The 17112-nt window shown below is 70.9% G+C and carries 16 protein-coding genes and 2 pseudogenes; 6 read left to right on the plus strand and 12 right to left on the minus strand.

Translation table 11 applies throughout. The features are described from left to right. Positions 1 to 154: 154 nt before the first annotated feature. On the plus strand, positions 155 to 574 hold the full coding sequence (locus ACWDEX_RS30440; protein ID WP_450467661.1) for an ATP-binding protein: 420 nt from the start codon (positions 155 to 157) through the stop codon (positions 572 to 574). A gap of 52 nt (positions 575 to 626) precedes the next feature. On the opposite strand, the gene ACWDEX_RS30445 is transcribed toward ACWDEX_RS30440, so the two are convergent. Then, positions 627 to 1718, minus strand: a complete 1092-nt coding sequence (locus tag ACWDEX_RS30445) for a bifunctional succinyldiaminopimelate transaminase/glutamate-prephenate aminotransferase (RefSeq protein WP_450467662.1) — start codon at positions 1716 to 1718, stop codon at positions 627 to 629. Positions 1719 to 1896: 178 nt separating this feature from the next. Further along, positions 1897 to 2217: a ferredoxin gene (gene fdxA, locus ACWDEX_RS30450; RefSeq protein ID WP_043443616.1), complete on the minus strand. Its 321-nt coding sequence runs from the start codon at positions 2215 to 2217 to the stop codon at positions 1897 to 1899. Between the two features lie 141 nt (positions 2218 to 2358). Here fdxA and ACWDEX_RS30455 point away from each other — a divergent pair, with 141 nt between their 5' ends. Beyond that, positions 2359 to 3462, plus strand: coding sequence for a GNAT family N-acetyltransferase (locus ACWDEX_RS30455; protein ID WP_450467663.1), 1104 nt, complete (start codon positions 2359 to 2361; stop codon positions 3460 to 3462). 13 nt (positions 3463 to 3475) lie between these two features. Then, positions 3476 to 4327, plus strand: a complete 852-nt coding sequence (locus tag ACWDEX_RS30460) for a transglutaminase family protein (protein WP_450467665.1) — start codon at positions 3476 to 3478, stop codon at positions 4325 to 4327. Between the two features lie 22 nt (positions 4328 to 4349). Here the strand turns inward: ACWDEX_RS30460 and ACWDEX_RS30465 are convergent, their stop codons facing one another. From ACWDEX_RS30465 to ACWDEX_RS30505, 9 genes and pseudogenes are all read right to left on the minus strand, one after another. Then, positions 4350 to 4964 carry a response regulator gene (locus ACWDEX_RS30465; RefSeq protein ID WP_450467667.1) on the minus strand — a complete coding sequence of 205 codons (615 nt, stop codon included), beginning with the start codon at positions 4962 to 4964 and terminating at the stop codon, positions 4350 to 4352. A 39-nt stretch (positions 4965 to 5003) separates the two neighbouring features. Continuing rightward, a complete protein-coding gene (locus ACWDEX_RS30470; protein ID WP_450467669.1) occupies positions 5004 to 6242 on the minus strand; it encodes a sensor histidine kinase in 1239 nt (412 codons plus the stop codon). Next, complete coding sequence (locus ACWDEX_RS30475) at positions 6239 to 6979, minus strand: ABC transporter permease (RefSeq protein WP_450467671.1); 741 nt, start codon at positions 6977 to 6979, stop codon at positions 6239 to 6241. The genes ACWDEX_RS30470 and ACWDEX_RS30475 overlap by 4 nt, the downstream gene beginning before the upstream one ends. Next, positions 6976 to 7905 carry an ABC transporter ATP-binding protein gene (locus tag ACWDEX_RS30480; protein WP_450467673.1) on the minus strand — a complete coding sequence of 310 codons (930 nt, stop codon included), beginning with the start codon at positions 7903 to 7905 and terminating at the stop codon, positions 6976 to 6978. Before ACWDEX_RS30480 ends, ACWDEX_RS30475 begins: the two co-directional genes overlap by 4 nt. A 197-nt stretch (positions 7906 to 8102) precedes the next feature. Next, positions 8103 to 10310, minus strand: coding sequence for a hypothetical protein (locus ACWDEX_RS30485; RefSeq protein ID WP_450467675.1), 2208 nt, complete (start codon positions 10308 to 10310; stop codon positions 8103 to 8105). 223 nt (positions 10311 to 10533) lie between these two features. Continuing rightward, the gene (locus tag ACWDEX_RS30490) at positions 10534 to 10950 is read right to left on the minus strand and encodes a DUF6113 family protein (RefSeq protein WP_450467703.1); all 417 of its coding nucleotides are present in this window, start codon (positions 10948 to 10950) and stop codon (positions 10534 to 10536) included. Further along, entirely contained in the window at positions 10950 to 11855 is a 906-nt protein-coding gene (gene mshB / locus ACWDEX_RS30495) for an N-acetyl-1-D-myo-inositol-2-amino-2-deoxy-alpha-D-glucopyranoside deacetylase (RefSeq protein WP_450467677.1), read from the minus strand. Before mshB ends, ACWDEX_RS30490 begins: the two co-directional genes overlap by 1 nt. Positions 11856 to 11983: 128 nt before the next feature. Then, positions 11984 to 12612 (minus strand): annotated as a pseudogene (locus ACWDEX_RS30500) (Uma2 family endonuclease). A 55-nt stretch (positions 12613 to 12667) separates the two neighbouring features. Then, positions 12668 to 12868: pseudogene (locus ACWDEX_RS30505) on the minus strand (helix-turn-helix domain-containing protein); the annotation flags it as partial. A 111-nt stretch (positions 12869 to 12979) separates the two neighbouring features. Between ACWDEX_RS30505 and ACWDEX_RS30510 the strand changes: the two are divergent. Further along, on the plus strand, positions 12980 to 13855 hold the full coding sequence (locus tag ACWDEX_RS30510) for a helix-turn-helix domain-containing protein (RefSeq protein ID WP_450467679.1): 876 nt from the start codon (positions 12980 to 12982) through the stop codon (positions 13853 to 13855). Next, complete coding sequence (locus tag ACWDEX_RS30515; RefSeq protein WP_450467681.1) at positions 13852 to 14064, plus strand: DUF397 domain-containing protein; 213 nt, start codon at positions 13852 to 13854, stop codon at positions 14062 to 14064. The genes ACWDEX_RS30510 and ACWDEX_RS30515 overlap by 4 nt, the downstream gene beginning before the upstream one ends. Positions 14065 to 14361: 297 nt before the next feature. Here the strand turns inward: ACWDEX_RS30515 and ACWDEX_RS30520 are convergent, their stop codons facing one another. Beyond that, positions 14362 to 14556, minus strand: coding sequence for a hypothetical protein (locus ACWDEX_RS30520; RefSeq protein WP_450467682.1), 195 nt, complete (start codon positions 14554 to 14556; stop codon positions 14362 to 14364). Positions 14557 to 14760: 204 nt separating this feature from the next. Here ACWDEX_RS30520 and ACWDEX_RS30525 point away from each other — a divergent pair, with 204 nt between their 5' ends. Beyond that, the gene (locus tag ACWDEX_RS30525; protein ID WP_450467684.1) at positions 14761 to 16959 is read left to right on the plus strand and encodes a prolyl oligopeptidase family serine peptidase; all 2199 of its coding nucleotides are present in this window, start codon (positions 14761 to 14763) and stop codon (positions 16957 to 16959) included. The last annotated feature ends 153 nt before the right edge of the window (positions 16960 to 17112 follow it).

The following is a 17112-nucleotide window of genomic DNA, read 5'->3' on the forward strand; positions in this document are numbered from 1 at the left end:
CCTCGAGCGGTAGTCACTGCGTCCGAGCCCGGAACGGTCAGCAGCGGAACCGGTCGGCAGCCAGTCGGCCCACGAGCGGCCGGCCGTTCATGGAGCGGCCGAACTCCCGGGCCCGGTCGGACACTTCACCGTAATCTCCCGTCTAAGGAGCATCATGTCCCTCCCCCTGACCCGCCGGATCGCCCGTGCCGCGCTGCTGATCGCAGCGGGAGCGGCGCCCGTGGTCGGTGCGGCCGGCTCCGCCGGCGCGGCGACGCCCACTGCGCCGTCCGCCCCGAACCTCGGTGGGCTGACCACCCTGGACGGCGCACAGATCGGCAACGTCGACGGTGCCGCCCAGAAGGTCGCCGGGCTCGCGGGTGGCGTCGGCGGCACGGCGACCAAGAAGGCGGTACCGACCGCGAGCAGGGCCGCCGGTCGGCTCGTCGGGACGACGGCACCGATCGCGCAGAAGGCGGCCGGGAACGCCGCGGGTCAGGCCGGCGGGCTGCTCGGTGGCACCACGAGGACGGCGACGGGCGGCGGGCTGCCGACTCAGCAGTTGCCGACCCAGGGGCTGCCGCTGGGCGGCTGAGCCCGGTGGCGGAGGGGGCGGGGACGCTCCCCCGCCCGCTCCGCCGTACGCGTCACAGCCGCTGCACGGCCGCCGCGACGCGCTCGTCCGTCGCCGTCAGCGCCACGCGGACGAACCTCTCGCCCGCCGGACCGTAGAAGTCGCCCGGTGCGACCAGGATGCCCAGCTCGGCGAGGTGGGCCACGGTGTCCCAGCAGGACTCGTCGCGGGTCGCCCACAGGTACAGGCTCGCCTCACTGTGCTCGATCCGGAAGCCGTGCCCGAGGAGCGCGTCGCGCAGGGCCGTACGGCGGGCCGCGTAGCGGGCGCGCTGCTCGGCCACGTGCGTGTCGTCGCCGAGCGCGGCCACCACCGCCGCCTGCGTCGGCGCCGACGTCATCATGCCGCCGTGCTTGCGGATCTCCAGGAGCGGACCGAGGACGGCCGGATCGCCCGCGAGGAACGCCGCCCGGTAGCCGGCCAGGTTCGAGCGCTTGGACAGGGAGTGGACGGAGACGATGCCCTCGTACGACCCGCCGCACACGTCCGAGTGCAGGACCGAGACGGGCTCTGCCTCCCAGCCCAGTTCGATGTAGCACTCGTCGGAGAAGACCAGGACGCCGTGCTCGCGCGCCCAGGCCACGATCCGGGTCAGTTCGTCCTTGCTCAGCACCTTGCCCGTGGGGTTCGACGGAGTGTTGAGCCACAGGAGCTTCAGGTTCGTCGGGTCGAGGGCGGTCGGATCGTCGTAGACCTCGTACTCCGCGCGGGCGAGGCGGGCGCCGACCTCGTACGTCGGGTAGGCCAGCCGTGGGTACGCGACCCGGTCGCCGGGGCCGAGGCCCAGCTGGGTCGGGAGCCAGGCGACGAGTTCCTTGGAGCCGACGACCGGCAGGACGTGGTGGTGGGTGATGTCGCGGGCGCCCAGGCGGCGCTCCACCCAGCCCATGATCGCGTCCCGCAGCTCGGGTGTGCCCCAGACGGTCGGATAGCCCGGGGAGTCCGCCGCGGCGACGAGCGCCTTCTGGATCAGCCCGGGGACCGGGTCGACCGGGGTACCGACGGACAGGTCGACGATCCCGCCCGGGTGCGCGGCGGCCGTCTTCTTGTACGGCTCCAGCCTGTCCCAGGGAAAGGTCGGAAGGCGTTCTGAGACTGCGGACACGGGATCGCTCACTTTCTGCTGGTACGACTGGCGCCCCGGTACGAGCGCACGGGCGCCACAAACGCCTCGGTCCCGTGCGGCGCGGGCAGGCACCGTACGGGACCGAGGCGGCGCGGGTAGCCGCTTACGGCCTGGGGAGCAAGAGGGAGCGGCCCACTCCCTTTTGCTCCCCGGGCCGTTACTGGTTCATCGGGGGCAGCGCCGCGATGAAGGGGTGGTCGCGCTCGATCAGCCCCAGCTTGCTGGCGCCACCGGGCGAGCCGAGCTCGTCGAAGAACTCGACGTTCGCCTTGTAGTAGTCCTTCCACTCCTCGGGAGTGTCATCCTCGTAGAAGATGGCCTCGACCGGGCACACCGGCTCACAGGCCCCACAGTCGACGCATTCGTCCGGGTGGATGTACAAGGACCGCTGGCCCTCGTAGATGCAGTCGACCGGGCACTCCTCGATGCACGCCTTGTCCTTGACGTCGACACAAGGCTCTGCGATGACGTAGGTCACGCTGTCGTTCCTCCTCGGTAGGGCGCTGGCGAGGCCTCCTCAGGCTCCGCCGCCTGGCGCGCGGGAGCGCGGCGTCGTCGATGCCCGCCCCTAGTATCTCCGTTCTTGGGCATGATCCGAACAGGAGGGGTGAACTGACCTGTGGAAATCTCTGCGGGCGGACGGCTGGAGATCCGTATCACCGCTGCTGACGTGGGAAAACGCGTCTCCGTACGGCGGTGGAACGAACATGCCACCGAGGGTAAGAAGTTCACCGACACGGTCGGCGTGCTGACCTCCTGGACCGACGGTGTGCTGCTGATCACACAGCGGAGCGGCGAAAGTGTCCGGATTACGGAGTCCTCACTGGTCGCGGGCAAGGTGGTTCCGGCGGCTCCGGCCCGCCGCAGGGGTCCTTCGGCGTCGTACGAGGAGCTGGCACGGATCGCGGCCAGGGCCTGGCAGCCGGTGGAGCGGGAGCGGCTGGGCGCCTGGGAGTTGCGCGCCGCAGTCGAGAAGGTGCCGCGCGAAGCGCGTCCGCGAGGGGCGGCGGTCGGGCGACGGGAGGGCTTCACGCGCCGGGCCAACTCGGTGCTGCCGCTCGGCGATCCCGGGCGGCCGCTGGACGAGGCGCTGAAGGCCGTACAGCACTGGTACGCGGCCCGGGGTCTGCCCGCCTATGTGCAACTGGCGACCGGCGCCGAGGGCACGCAGGAACTGCTGTGCGCCGAGCTCGAGGCACGGGGCTGGACCCGGGAGGTGACCGCGGAGCTGTGGACCGGCGCGCTGGCCCCGGTGGCGGACCGGGAGGCGGCCGGGGTCCTGCTCACGCGCACGGTGGACGAGGCATGGCTCGCCCGCTACCAGCGCAAGGGGCTGAGCGAGGTGGCGCTGAGGGTGCTGACCGGCGGACCCTCGGTGTGGTTCGCGACGGTTCCGGGCGCGGAGGATGCTCCTCCGGCGGCGATCGGGCGGTGCGTGGTGGACGGGCGGTGGGCCGGTTTCGCGGCGGTCGAGGTCGATCCGGCGCAGCGCCGCAGGGGCCTGGCCATGGCCGTCATGGCGGCACTGGCCAGGCAGGCCCTCGACGAGGGCGCCTCGGCGGGCTGGCTCCAGGTCGAGACGGACAATGTGGCGGCGCGGGCCCTGTATGCGGAACTGGGTTTTCGGGCGCATCATGCGTATCACCACTACCGGGAGCCGGAGGGCTCCCGTGGTCCGCACGCGGAGGGCCGGGCGGTCGCCGGTCCCGGGCCGGTGGTGTGAGAGGTTTCGAGACATGCACGCCCTCTGTCCCCCGGACCCCGAGCGGGCCGCCGAGGTGCGGCGCCGGTTCGGCGATGAGGCTCGCTCCGCGCGGCCCGATCTCGCGACCCTGTGTCTGCTCATGGGCGCCGCGGCGGACAGCAGGCTGGACGATGCCGGGATGGACGCCGCGCAGATCGAGCTGGACCGGCTGGCCGGTCAGCTTCCGTACGCGCCGGGTGGGCCACGTTCCTGGGCCGTCGCGCTGGGCGACGTCCTCGGTGGGCGCTGCGGGTTCCACGGCTCGGCCGCGGACTACCGGCGTCTGGAGTCCTCACTGCTGCACGAGGTGCTGCGGCGGCGCCGCGGGCTGCCGATCCTGCTGTCGGTGGTGTGGATGGAGGTGGCGCGGCGGGCGGGTGGGCCGGTGTACGGGGTCGCCCTGCCCGGACACTTCGTCGTCGGGTTCGGGCCGCCGGACGACCAGGTGCTGGCCGATCCCTTCGACGGGGGCCGCATACTGACCGGAAGCGACGCCGAGCTGCTGGTCGTCGGGGCCACGGGCGCGCCGCTGGACCCTTCGATGCTCACGCCCGCCGATCCGTTCGAAGTCGTGGTGCGGATCCTCAACAACATCCGCGCCTGGGCTGCCGCCCGGCCCGAGCGGTCGGATGTCTCCCTGTGGGCGGTCGAGCTGTCATTGCTGCTGCCGTCGCATCCGGCGCGTCTGCGCTACGAGCGTGCTCAGCTTCTCGTACAGCGCGGCGATTTTCTGCAGGGGGCCGCGGAGCTCGACGCGTATGCCGAGGTGGTGTCCGCGGTGGACGTGCCGACGGCGGAGCGGGTGCGGAAGCAGGCGCAAGCGGCCCGGGCACGGCTCAACTGAGGTCTCGCCCAGGGAGTGGTGGTTACAACCAGCCCTTCTCCCGCGCCATCCGTACCGCCTCCGCCCTGTTGCGGACCGCCAGTTTCTGGATGGCTGTGGAGAGGTAGTTGCGGACCGTGCCCTGGGACAGGTGGAGAGCGGCGGCCAGTTCCGCGTTGGTCGAGCCGTCCGCCGCGGCGCGCAGGATCTCACGTTCACGCTCGGTCAGTGGGTTGGCGCCGTCGGCCAGGGCGGCCGCCGCCAGCGTGGGATCGATGACTCGCTCCCCGGCGAGCACCTTCCGTACCGCCTCGGCGAGTTGGGCCGCGGGCGCGTCCTTCACCAGGAACGCGTCGGCGCCCGCCTCCATGGCGGAGCGCAGATAGCCGGGGCGGCCGAACGTGGTGAGGATGACCACCTTGAGCGCCGGCAGCTCCCGGTGCAGTCGGGCCGCCACCTCGATGCCGGTGGCGCCCGGCATCTCGATGTCCAGCAGCGCCACGTCGATGTCATGGGAGCGGGCGGCCGCCACGACCTCGTCGCCGCGCGCCACCTGGGCGACGACCTCGATGTCGTCCTCCAGCCCGAGCAGGGCGGCCAGTGCCTCGCGGACCATCGACTGGTCCTCGGCGAGGAGAACCCTGATCGTGCTGCTCATGGCTGGGATCCTAGTGCCTCGGCAGGCAGCGTTCGCCCGTCAAGGAGCGGCGTTCGGTGCGTGCTCCGGGGGTCCCCCCGCCGCCGAGGCACTAGCTGCGCCGGAGGTGAACGGCACGCGTGCGACGAGCCGGAAGCCGTGCTTGGCCCGGCCCGCCTCCAGCATGCCTCCGGCCTTCTCGAGGCGTTCGGTCAGGCCGGTCAGGCCGTTGCCGGGACCCTTGCCGGAACCGCCCGCGCCGTTGTCCTCGACGGAGAGTTCGAGGAAGGCCCCGTCCAGGGTCTGGCGGCGGAACAGGTCCACCGTGCAGCGGGTGGCGCCGCTGTGCCGCACCACGTTGGTGACGGCCTCGCGCAGCGCCCAGGCGAGCGTGGACTCGCTCTCCTCGGGGACGTCGGTGAGGTCGGGTTCGGCGGGCAGTTCGGCGCTGACCCCGGCCGCGGTGAACGCGACCCGGGCTCCGGCCAGTTCGGTGGACAGGCGGGGGCGCCGGTAGCCGGTGACGGCCTCACGGACGTCGACGAGGGCCTGGCGGCTGACCTGTTCGATGTCGGCGACCTGCTGCGCCGCCTTGTCGGGGTGGTCGGGGAGCATCCGCCCGGCCAGCTCGCTCTTCAGGGTGATCAGGGAGAGCGAGTGGCCGAGGAGGTCGTGCAGGTCGCGGGCGAGGCGCAGGCGTTCCTCGTTGGCGGCGAGCTGGGCGACGGTGGCGCGGGCCTGGCGCAACTCGATCGTGGTGCGCACGAGTTGCCGTACGCCGGCCATCGCGAAGCCGATGAGCAGCACCAGCAGGGGCAGGACCCACACGCTGTCCATGCCGGTGTGCTCTCCGACGAACAACGTCACCACGGCGGTCAGCGGGATCGTCCAGTACGTGGTCTTCAGCGGGAGCGTCGCCCCGCAGGCGACGGAGACGTACACGAAGAGGCCGATCCACGGCCTGCCGAGGGTGAGGCACAGCACGAGGGCGAGTACGCCGAGCACGGCGACGAAGCAGGCGACGACGGGTCCGGAGAACGACCGGCCCATGTTCCGGAAGACCAGCGTCAGGTAGATCCCGGTGAAGGCCGTCAGTCCCAGGCAGCCGACCACGGTGGCGGCCGTGCTGTGGGGCCCGGAGGCCAGGTCCTGCACCGGTGAGCTGAGGAAGATCAGCCAAGGGAGGATCCAGACCAGCTTGCGCAGCGCCTCGCCCCGGTTGCGGGGCGGCTGCCCCATCCGCAGCAGCCGCTCCTCCCGCTCTACGCCGGGCCGCGGGTCTTCCGTCGTGGTGCTCACGCCTTCAGCGTGTCCTTCCGGTACAGCCATGCCGCGCCGCCCGTGAACAGGGCGAAGAAGACGACGAGGATGGCGATGTCCTGGGTGTGCGGGGCCTCGCTCTGTTCGATGGCCTGCCCCAGGGCAGCGTACGCGTGCGTGGGCACCCACTTGGTGGCGCTCTGCAGCCAGTCGGGGAAGGTCGTCGTCGGCATCCACAGACCACCGAGTATCGACAGCCCGAAGTAGACGATCATCGTGATCGGGCGGACCGCGTCACCGCTGGCGAGGTAGCCGATGGCGACGCCGAGCGCGGCGAAGACGAGGCTGCCGGCCCAGATCGCGCCGGTCAGGGCGAGCCACTGCCAGGCGTCCAGGCGGACGTGCTTCACGGCCGAGGCGACGACGAAGACGACCACGATCGAGGGCAGGCTCACGACGGCGGCGCCGGCCGTCTTGGCGAGGACGTACCCGCGTCCCGGCAGTGTGGTCAGCCGCAACTGCCGCACCCAGCCGCTCTCCCGCTCCTTGGCGATGCGCTCGCTGTTGCCCATCAGGACGGCGGTCAGGGCGCCGAAGGAGGCCATGGAGACCATCATGTAGGTCGGGAGGGTGAGGCCGCTGCCGTCGACCTTCGTCGTGCTGTCGGCGCTTCCCGCGATGAGCAGGAACAGGGCCGCCGGGTAGATCACCGAGAAGAACAGGAACTTGCGGTTGCGCAGGGCGCGGACGAGTTCGAGCTTGATCAGGCTGCTCATGACTGCTTGGCCTCCTCGGCCTCCGTGATGGCGACGAACGCCTGCTCCAGACCGAGCCCGGCGACTTCGAGATTGCGGGGGTAGACACCGAGGCCGTAGACGGCGTGCACGGTCGCGTCGGCGTCGGAGGACTGAATACGGACGGTCTGGCCGCTGATGTCGATCGAGGTCAGGAAGGGCAGGGCGCGCAGGGCCGCCTCGTCGAACTCGCCCTCCAGGTCGAAGGAGACCCGGCGGGCGCCGGCCTTCGCCTTGATCTCGGCGGCGGTACCGTCCGCGAGGAGGCGACCGCGGTGCAGGACCAGCACCCGGTCCGCGATGGCGTCGGCCTCTTCGAGGTAGTGGGTGGCGAAGAGGACGGTACGACCCTGGTCGGCCTGCTCGCGCATGGTGGCCCAGAAGGCCTGGCGGGCGGAGACGTCCATGCCGGTGGTCGGCTCGTCCAGGACGATGAGGTCGCTGTCACCGGCGGTTGCGAGGGCGAAGCGCACGCGCTGGGCCTGGCCGCCGGAAAGCTTGTTGACCTTGCGGTCGGCGATCTGGGTGATGCCGGCGCGGGCCAGCACGTCGTCGGCCTTGAACCGCTTGGGGTGCAAGTCGCAGGCGAGTCGCACCAGTTCGGCGACGGTGACCTCCTCCATCAGGCCGCCGCTCTGCAGCATGGCGCCGACGCGCCCGGCGACGATGGCCTCGCGCGGGGTGGTCCCGAACACCCGGACCGAGCCACTGTCCGCCTGCTTGAGTCCGAGGAGCAGGTCGAGGGTGGTCGACTTGCCCGCGCCGTTGGGCCCCAGCAGGGCCACGGTCTCCCCCGGGTGCAGCTCCAGCGACAGCCCGTCGACCGCCCGTACGCTCCCGTAGACCTTGCTCACTTGGTCGAAGCCGGCCACCGGGGTGGTGGTCGCTGTCGCCGCTGTCGTCGTCATGTGATCCATGGTGTCCGCGGCGGCCGTATGCCCGGCAGTGTCGGCGGTCCGCAGTAGGAGATGACAGATGTCATGTCGTGCGGCACTCGGTGCGGGGCAGTCCGACGGTGGATCACCTTGACCTGCGGGCCCGTTGAACGACGACGGAGCCTCTGCCCGGGGTGGGCAGAGGCTCCGTTCGCTCGGACGACCAGAGGTCAGCTCGGGTTGGTCTCGATGACTCCGACGCGCTCCGCCTTCGTCTTGCCGCGCAGAGCCTTGCGCAGCGCGGAGGCGACGTCCTGGGGAGTGACGGCCGTCTTCTGCCCGGTGCCCCGGGTGATCAGCACGCCGTCGAACCTGCTGCCGTACGCCTCCTTGAGCGCCTCGAGGTTGTACGTCTCCACGAGCTTGCCGCCGACGGCCTTCACGCCGAGGATCTTCGGCAGTGACACAGAGCCGAACGGGATCCGGTGCGCCGCGTCGGTCTGGATGTAGACGAGGTCGGACATCGCGGGCTCGGCGAACTCCTTCATCATCCGGTCGACCTCGGCGTTGGAGACCGTCGGCTGCCGGGTGGTGGTGGGCAGCCGGACCGGCTCGGCCGAGCCCGTCTCCACCTGGGTGCGGTACGCCTGCTGCACCTGCTGGGTCGAGTGGGCGACGTCGATGCCCTTGCCCGGTTTGCCGTAGACGGCGACGGCCTTGCCGGACTCGAACTTGATGGTGCCCTCGGTCACCGATCCGGCACCGCCCGAGGCGTTCTGCAGGGCGACCTGCAGCTTCTCCTCGTCGACGGGCATCTGCGGCTGAACCTCGCGGTGGTTGCCGAACAGTGAGCCGATCACGGAGACCGGGTTGTAGTCGCTCGTCGCGGCCGAGCTGGCCGTGGCCTGGGTGTCGAACTGGAGCCCGGCCTGGTCCGGCTTGAGCGTGATGGTCCTGCCCTCGACCGACAGCTTCAGCGGCTGGTTCACCTTGTTGCCGAAGGCGTCGTCGAGCTTCTTGACCGCGTCGTCGCGGGTGCCGCCACCGATGTCGACACCCAGCACGGTGGTGCCCTTGGGGACGTCGGAGTGGTTCATCAGCAGCCCGGCACCGTAGGCGACAGCGGCGATGAAGAACACGCCACCGCCCAGAAGCACCAGCTTGTTGCGGCCCTTCTTCTTGGCCGGCTTCGCGCTGGGGGTGGACTGCTGCGGCTGGAGCGGTTCGGGCAGCTTCGGAGGCGTGTGCGACAGCGGTCCGTCGGGGCGGGGTCCGGCCGCGAACGGCCCCGGCCCGTTCTGGGCGCCGGGAGGCATGCCGGGGACACCGCTGGTGACGGTGTGTCCGGAGACGTTGTCGCGGGGGCCGCCGAGGCCCTGCGGGCCCGGTTCGGGGGCGGGCTTCTGCGGGGTGAGGATCGCGGTGTCGTCGCTGAGCCCGCCGCCGGGACGTCCCTGGCCAACGGCCGCTCCGGGTGCGCCGGGTGCGCCGGGTGCGCCGGGTGCGAACGGACCGCCCGGACCGCCCTGCATGTCGCGGGGACCGGGTGCGCTCGGGCCGGGGCCGCCGGGGCGCGTACGGGGGGCGTTCACGCCGGGGACGCCCGCCGCCGGGCCCTCGGGGCTCACGACCGGTCCATCACCCGTGACCGGTCCGCCGGTCGGTCCGGCCGGGCCGCGCCGCCCCTGCTCGGAGCCGTACGGCAGGTTGTCACGGCCGTACGGCTCATCGCCGTCGGTGCCTATGACCGGGAGCGAGGCGGTGCTGGCCGCCACCGCCTCGGACACGTCGAAGGAGCCGGTGCCACCGCCGTGGCCAGGCGCGACAGGTCCGCCGGTGGCACCCGGCAGGCCGCTGCCGTTTGTGCCGCCGGGACGTGCGCCGGTGCCGGGGCGCGGTCCACCCGTACCGTTCACGCCCGGACCACCCGGGCGTCCGCCGGCCGCGGCAGGGCTACCCGGCGCGGGCGAGGCACCGTTCGCGCCCTGCGCGCCCGAAGCGCCGGGCAGACCCGCTCCGTTCGTCGACCCGCCGCCCTGTTGTCCCTTGGGCGCCGAGGACTTGCGGGGCGCGAACCAGTCGCTCGTCGGCTTGCCCTCGGCCGCCGCGGTGGGCTCCTCGGGGCTGTCGGGAGTGCTGGGCGCACTCGCGGGGGTCGCCGCCTGGGTGTCGGCGTCCACGTCCTCCGTGGTGTCGCCGTCCCCGACGGGCGTGCGCATGACCACCGGCGGGATGGGCCGCGATCCGGGGATGTTGATCCGGATCCGGGTGGTCAGCGTGGTCTCGGTCTTGCGTTCATCCGACTGCGTGGCCGAACGGCTCGCGTCGACGCCGCCCCCGGAAGCCATGGAGGTCCCGTACGGTGGCGTCCCCGACGGGTACGCGGCGCCGCCGCTCCCGTTGGCTCCGGCGGACGGACTGTCAGTTTCACGACTCAAGGCAGGTTCTCCCGGTTGGCTCCGCCGCCCGCTTCGACCTCAACAGGTGGGGGTCCCCCTGCTCGAGCAAGCCGAGAGCTCGGGGGAGACTCGGCGGCGCGCACCACCATACTGTCCGCTCGCGGCCCGCAGACCGCCCCCGAGGTGATTCCGCACGGGACCCCCACGTCTGTGCCGCGTCCGAGGGGGACGTCCCGTGGCTTCCCAAAGGCGAAGCGGTACGTCACTTGCCAAGTCGGGAGCCGGGGTCGCCTGGTTGCCGCCCGTGAGCAAGGGTGGCGCAGATCACAGCCACGATCATGCCGCCGAGCAGGAAGAGATAGGACCCGGCGCCCGCGCTGAACAGGAAGTCGCCTTCGGGGCGGCTGGAGGTGAGCAGGAGGACGGCGATCATCCATCCGGCGGCGGGCGCGAGGGCCCCCGCGCGGGCACCCGTGGCCTGCGCTCCGCCGACGAAGACCCCTGCCGCGCCCGCGAGTGCGAGCAGCAGTCCGCCCGGGAACCAGCCGGACTGCACGAGTCCGCCTGCCAGGCCGACCACGGCGCCGAGCACGAACAGGCCGAGATAGGCGGCCATCCGCCCGAGCGAGGGCGGAGCAAGCGGCTGTGCGAGCCTGCTCGGCCGATTGCCGGTCGACATCATGGTGCAACCCCCTGGAACAGGTCAGTTTCCCGGTCTGCGGCCGTGGAGACACCCGTCTCGCTTCGCTCGCCGCGCGCCAGTTCGTAGTACTCGGTGGTGAACAGCGGCTGCGCCAGGGCGTTGGAGAGCGCGAACCACGGCTCGGCGACCTCGATCTGTGTGACGTGCGCGCGCATCGCCGCTGCCTTCGCGGCGGCGAACGCCGTGCCGTCGATCTCGGTGGTGATCATCGAATCCTCGACGACACCGGGCACGTCGTCGACGGCCGCCGCCTTGCCGAAGGGTGTCTCGTCGATTTCCTCACGCAACCGCGCGAACGCGGCCTCCGCGACCGACCGCGGCATCCGGTTCCAGTAGATCTTGGCGATCTCCCAGGGCGCCCCGAGGTCCGGACGGAAGTGGGGGTCGGCGGCCAGTTCGGCGGCGCGCATGGCGACGCGGTGGGCCTGGATGTGGTCCGGGTGACCGTAGCCGCCGTCCGGGTCGTAGGTGACGAGGACCTGGGGCCGCACCTCCCGGACGACCGCCACCAGATGGCCGGCCGCCTCGTCGAGGTCGGCGGACCAGAAGGCCCCGGGGCGGTGGTTCTGTTCGGTGCCCATCATCCCGGAGTCACGGTAACGGCCGGGGCCGCCGAGGAGGCGGTGGTCGGTGACGCCGAGCCGGGCCATGGCGGCGGCCAGTTCACCGGCGCGGTACGGGCCCAGCGCGTCGTCGCGGTCGGGCGCGAGGTGCGCGAGCGTGGGCGGGATGACCTCGCCCTCCTCGCCGAGGGTGCAGGTCACCAGCGTCACGCGGGCGCCGTCGGCCGCGTACCTGGCCATGGTCGCGCCGTTGTTGATCGACTCGTCGTCCGGGTGCGCGTGCACCAGGAGCAGACGCCGGTCGGGCAGATCCGTCATGGGCCCCACCCTACGAGGCCCTCGCCTCCCGGGACGATTCCCGAGATGCAGGGAGGGTCAGTCAGGCCGGGCGATGGCACGTCGAACCAAAGGCGGCTGCAACCAGCCCATCCCTATGCGGAAGACGCCTACCGGCGTCGGGGTCGCGGCTCTTCCTCGGCAGTCTCGTCCGCGTAGCGCGGCAGGCCGTCGTTCGGGATCGTCCAGTCGGCGATGGTGACGTCCTCGCCGTAGACGAAGTCCTTGCGGGTGGCGTAGCGGGGGCCGTCGGGGGTCGGGTGGATGTCGGAGAGGACGGCGCCGGTGCCGGTGCGGGGGTCGAAGATCGCGTAGACGGGGATGCCCATCAGGGGATAGTCACGGATCTTGCCCACCCAGTCGTTGTCCGGGTTGGAGCGGGAGACAATCTCGACGGCGGCGATGAGCGCGCGGGGATCGAAGGAGCCGTCCCCCTCCATATCGGACTCGGCGATCACATCACGTCGGGGTGCCGCATGATGCTCTCGGGTTCGTCCTCCACGTCAGGCTCTCCCGTGTGGGCGACGATCTCCTCCGGCATGACCCTCTCCAGGCGCTTCCGGAGACGCAGCGCGGTCAGCTCGTGCTGCTTCACGGGCGACATCATGTCGTGGACGAGTCCTTCCTTGGTGATCTCGAACTTGCCAGGGAGGGTGTCCTCCACGGACTGAACGAAGTCCCGCATGGCTCGATAGGCGTGGGAGGGGCCCGGCCGCGCGCTGTCCGGTGCGATGGTCATGGCGCTCGCTCCTCGTCGTCTGTGCCCAGGGGCAAGGATCGTCGCTCTCATGCTGGGCGGCCTCCGGGAGATCGGTTCGGCAGTCGCGGCAGCGACAGGGGGCGGGGGCACGGAAGGCGCGGTCGCAACCGTCGCAGGTCTGGAGCGGGTGCGGTACGGACGGCGGGGAGGCCGGTACGCGGAACGGTGGTGGGGGCGGCAGGTGGGCGGCGAGACGGTGGGCCAGCAGGGCGGCGGGCCGCCGTAGCTCCTGGGGGTGGGGTTTGGTGGCCTGTCCGCCTGTTGTCCGGTGATGTACGAGCTGTTCGGTAACGGACGTGCGGGTTCGAGCGTTTGCAGCACAGCGGTACGACGGAGGGGTGCGCTGATGACTGTCGACGGAGACGCGGTACGGCTCAAGGACGAAAGGGAAGAGCCCGGTTGGGAGGTGGATCCGGATGACGACTGGGGCGTGGCGGTCGTCGCGACCGTCGGACGGCAACTGAAGTTGCGGCGCGAGGCGGTGGGGATGCGTGCCGCCGAGTTCGGGGCGGCGGTTGGGTACGGAGAGGACCTGATCTACAAGATCGAGGGCGGGAAACGGATCCCCCGGCCCGAGTATCTGGACAAGGCGGACGAGGTGTTGGGGGCGGGTGGCCTGCTCTCGGCGATGAAGGAGGACGTGGCCAAGGTCCGGTACCCGAAGAAGGTACGGGACTTGGCGAAGATGGAGGCCAAGGCGGTCGAGCTCCAGCTCTACGACCCGCTGAACGTCCACGGCTTGTTGCAGACACCGGAGTACACACGGTCGCTGCTTCTGATGCGGCGGCCTGCCTACACCGAGGACGAGGTGGAGCGGTTCATTGCCGCGCGCGTGGCCCGCAAGGCCGTCTTCGAGCGGGACCCGGCACCGGAGTTCAGCTTCGTCCTGGAGGAGTGGACTCTTCGTCGTCCGCTCGGAGGGAAGACCGTGCTGCGCCGCCAGCTTGAACACCTGTTGAAGGTCGCCCAGTTGCGGACCGTCGAGCTCCAGGTGATGCCGATGGACCGCGAGGAACATGCCGGTGTGGACGGCGGAATCGAGGTGCTGAAATTCGAGGACGGTTCGGCTGTGGGCCGTTCGCCAGTCGTGGCCAACGGCCGACCGGTCTCCGAGCCGAGGCAGATCCGTATCCTTGAACTGCGGTATGGCACCATCCGGGCCCAGGCGCTCACGCCACGTGAGTCGACGGCCTTCATCGAGCGACTGCTGGGGGACACATGATCCGCAATGCCTCGGCCGGGGATGCCTCCGACCTGGCGTGGTTCAAGAGCAGCTACAGCAGCGGCAGCGAGGGTGACTCCTGCGTCGAGATCGCCGCCACGCCCGGCACGGTCCGCGTCCGCGACTCCAAGGACCACCAGGGTCCCCACCTCACCCTGTCCCTCACGGCGTGGGCCGACTTCCTTCCCTACGCCCAGGCTGGGAAGTGACCTTGGGGGCCGCCCGCTTCGTTGCCAGTGTCGAGCTTCCGCAGTCCGGGTAGAGGGCGCTTCGCGTCGGCTTCGCCGATGGCGGGCCACCTTTGACTCGGACCGCTTCTGCACGAAGAAGAAGCGATCGAACGGCCCGAAAAGCTGGACCGACCGGGCGCCTTGACGACACGGCGTAGTACGGAGCCACTCGGAGGCAGGGGCGCGTCAGCACCTCGCTGGCACGCCGGGCTGCCCCATCGCAGCCACCTCGGGCCGCCGAGCACCGTACCCCGCCCTGTCGGCGCAGCCGGCTGCTCAGAACTTGAGGCTTCCGATCATCCCCGCGATGTTCGTCGTGAGCTGACTGATCGTCGGCGCTATCGTCGACGAGGCGAGATAGAACCCGAGCAGCATGCACACGATCGCATGCCCGGCCTTCAGCCCTGACTTCTTGACCAGAAGGAAGACGATGATCGCCAGCAGCACCACCGCCGAAATCGAGAGTGCCACGGCGGCTCACCTCCAAGGATCCACGGGACGCGGGTGGTCGGGCTATGGGGGCAACACATCCATGAGGACATAGCCACGCAGATAAGTCCACACGGATGCCAGCGGGTTCATACCCACAGTGCGTCAGTGATCATAACGATCCGTACGTGCGCATTGATCGGCGCACAGCCGCACAAGGGGGCGCATGGCCAATATGGTCGAGGCATGACGACCGAGTCTGCTTCCTTCCCCCGACGGTACGCGCGGACCCAGCGGTTCACGCTCGGCGCGCCTCGCGCGTTCACCGTCGCACCCGACGGTTCCCGTGTCCTGTTCCTGCGATCCGCTTCCGGGACGGACCGCGCACACCAGTTGTGGGTCCTCGATACGGCGGACGGCACGGAGCGCCCCGCGGCCGATCCCGGCTCGCTGCTCGGGGGTGCCGCCGAGCAGTTGCCGCCCGAGGAACTCGCCCGCCGCGAACGCAGCCGTGAGGGTGGTGCCGGCATCGTCGGCTACGCCACCGACACAGCCGTGGAGTTGGCGTCTTTCGCCTTGTCAGGGCGGCTCTTCACGGCTGAGCTGCGTGCGGGCACGGCGCGCGAACTGCCCGTTCCTGGACCGGTGATCGACCCGCGCCCGGCCCCCGACGGACGGCACATCGCGTATGTCACCGGGGGCGCCCTGCGCGTGGTCAGCGCCGAGGGCGAGGGCGACCGGGGGCTCGCCGAACCGGAATCCGAGTCGGTCTCCTATGGCTCGGCCGAGTTCATCGCGGCCGAGGAGATGGGGCGTTCGCGGGGCTTCTGGTGGTCTCCGGAGTCCGACCGGCTGCTGGTGGCACGGGTGGACGACTCGCCGGTGCAGCGGTGGTGGATCTCCGATCCGGCGCACCCGGAGCAGGAGCCGCGGCAGGTCGCGTATCCGGCGGCGGGTACCGACAACGCGGAGGTGCGGCTGTTCGTCCTGGGCCTCGACGGGGTGCGCACGGAGGTGGTCTGGGACCGGGACGGCTACCCGTACTTGGCGCGTGTGCACTGGTCAGCGGCGGGTGCGCCGCTGATTCTGGTGCAGGCGCGTGACCAGCGCAGCCAGTTGTTCCTGGCCGTGGACCCGGACACCGGGGCGACCCGGATGGTGCACGCGGACGAAGATCGAGATTGGCTTGAACTTTTCCCTGGTGTGCCGTGCTGGACCCCCTCCGGGCAGCTGGTGCGGATCGCCGACGAGGGCGGCGCGCGGGTGCTCACGGTGGGTGAACGACCCTTGACCGGACCGCAGTTGCACGTACGAGCGGTGCTCGATGTCTCGGACGACGATGTACTGATCTCCGCGGTGGGGGTACCTCCCTGCTCGAGCGAAGCCGAGAGCTCGGGGGACGGCGAGGCGGCCACCTCACCGGAGATCGGCGAGGTCCACGTGTACCGCGTCAACGAACTCGGCGTGGAGCGCGTGTCGCAGGAGCCCGGCGTGCACTCCGCGGTGCGGGCCGGGGGCGTGACTGTACTCGTGTCCTCGGTGCCCGGCAAGGCCGGCTCCCAGGCGCAGGTGCTGCGCGACGGCAAGCAGAGCGAGACGGGAAACCCGTCGACCGGAGGTGCGGGGAGGGCGGCAACCGTGACCTCGTATGCCGAACACCCCGGTTTGTCCCCGCGCATGACGCTCACTTTGGGGGGCGCACGCCGAATCCCATGCGCCGTGCTTATGCCTACGGACTACTCCGGTGACACCCCCCTGCCCGTGCTGATGGACCCCTATGGCGGTCCGCACGGGCAGCGCGTGGTGGCCGCGCACAATCCACATCTGACCTCGCAGTGGTTCGCCGACCAGGGCTTCGCGGTGATCGTCGCGGACGGGCGGGGCACCCCGGGCCACTCCCCCGCCTGGGAGAAGGCGGTCAAGGACGACATCGCGGCGATCGCGCTCCAGGACCAGGTGGACGCGCTGCACGCCCTCGCCGACGACTTCCCGCTCGACCTGAGCCGGGTCGCGATCCGCGGTTGGTCCTTCGGCGGCTATCTGGCGGCGCTCGCGGTACTGCGTCGGCCGGATGTCTTCCACGCGGGCGTGGTCGGTGCGCCGGTGACCGACCTGCGGCTCTATGACACCCACTACCAGGAGCGCTACATCGGGCACCCGGAACTGCAGCCCGAGGTCTACCGTCGCAACTCCGTGATCGACGACGCGGGCCTGGTCGACGCCGCGGAGCCTGCCCGGCCGATGATGATCATCCATGGTCTGGCGGACGACAACGTGGTGGTGGCCCACTCCCTGCGCCTGTCCTCGGCGCTCCTGGCCGCGGGCCGCCCGCACGAGGTGGTGCCGCTGTCCGGAGTGACGCACATGACCCCGCAGGAGACGGTCGCCGAGAACCTGCTGCTGCTTCAGCTCGACTTCCTCAAGCGCGCCCTGAAGCAGGCCTGAACCCACGCGGCAACGGGCCGGGACGACATCGCTGCGCCCCGGCCCGTTCACGGCACCCGCACGGCCGTACGCCGTTCACTTTCCTGCGCCCGCGTATCGGCCACGTGTCGGCCAAATTGCCTGCGTGTTAACGAGGTTCGCGCGCATTCCCAC

It is taken from the genome of Streptomyces sp. NPDC001020 (assembly GCF_053599115.1).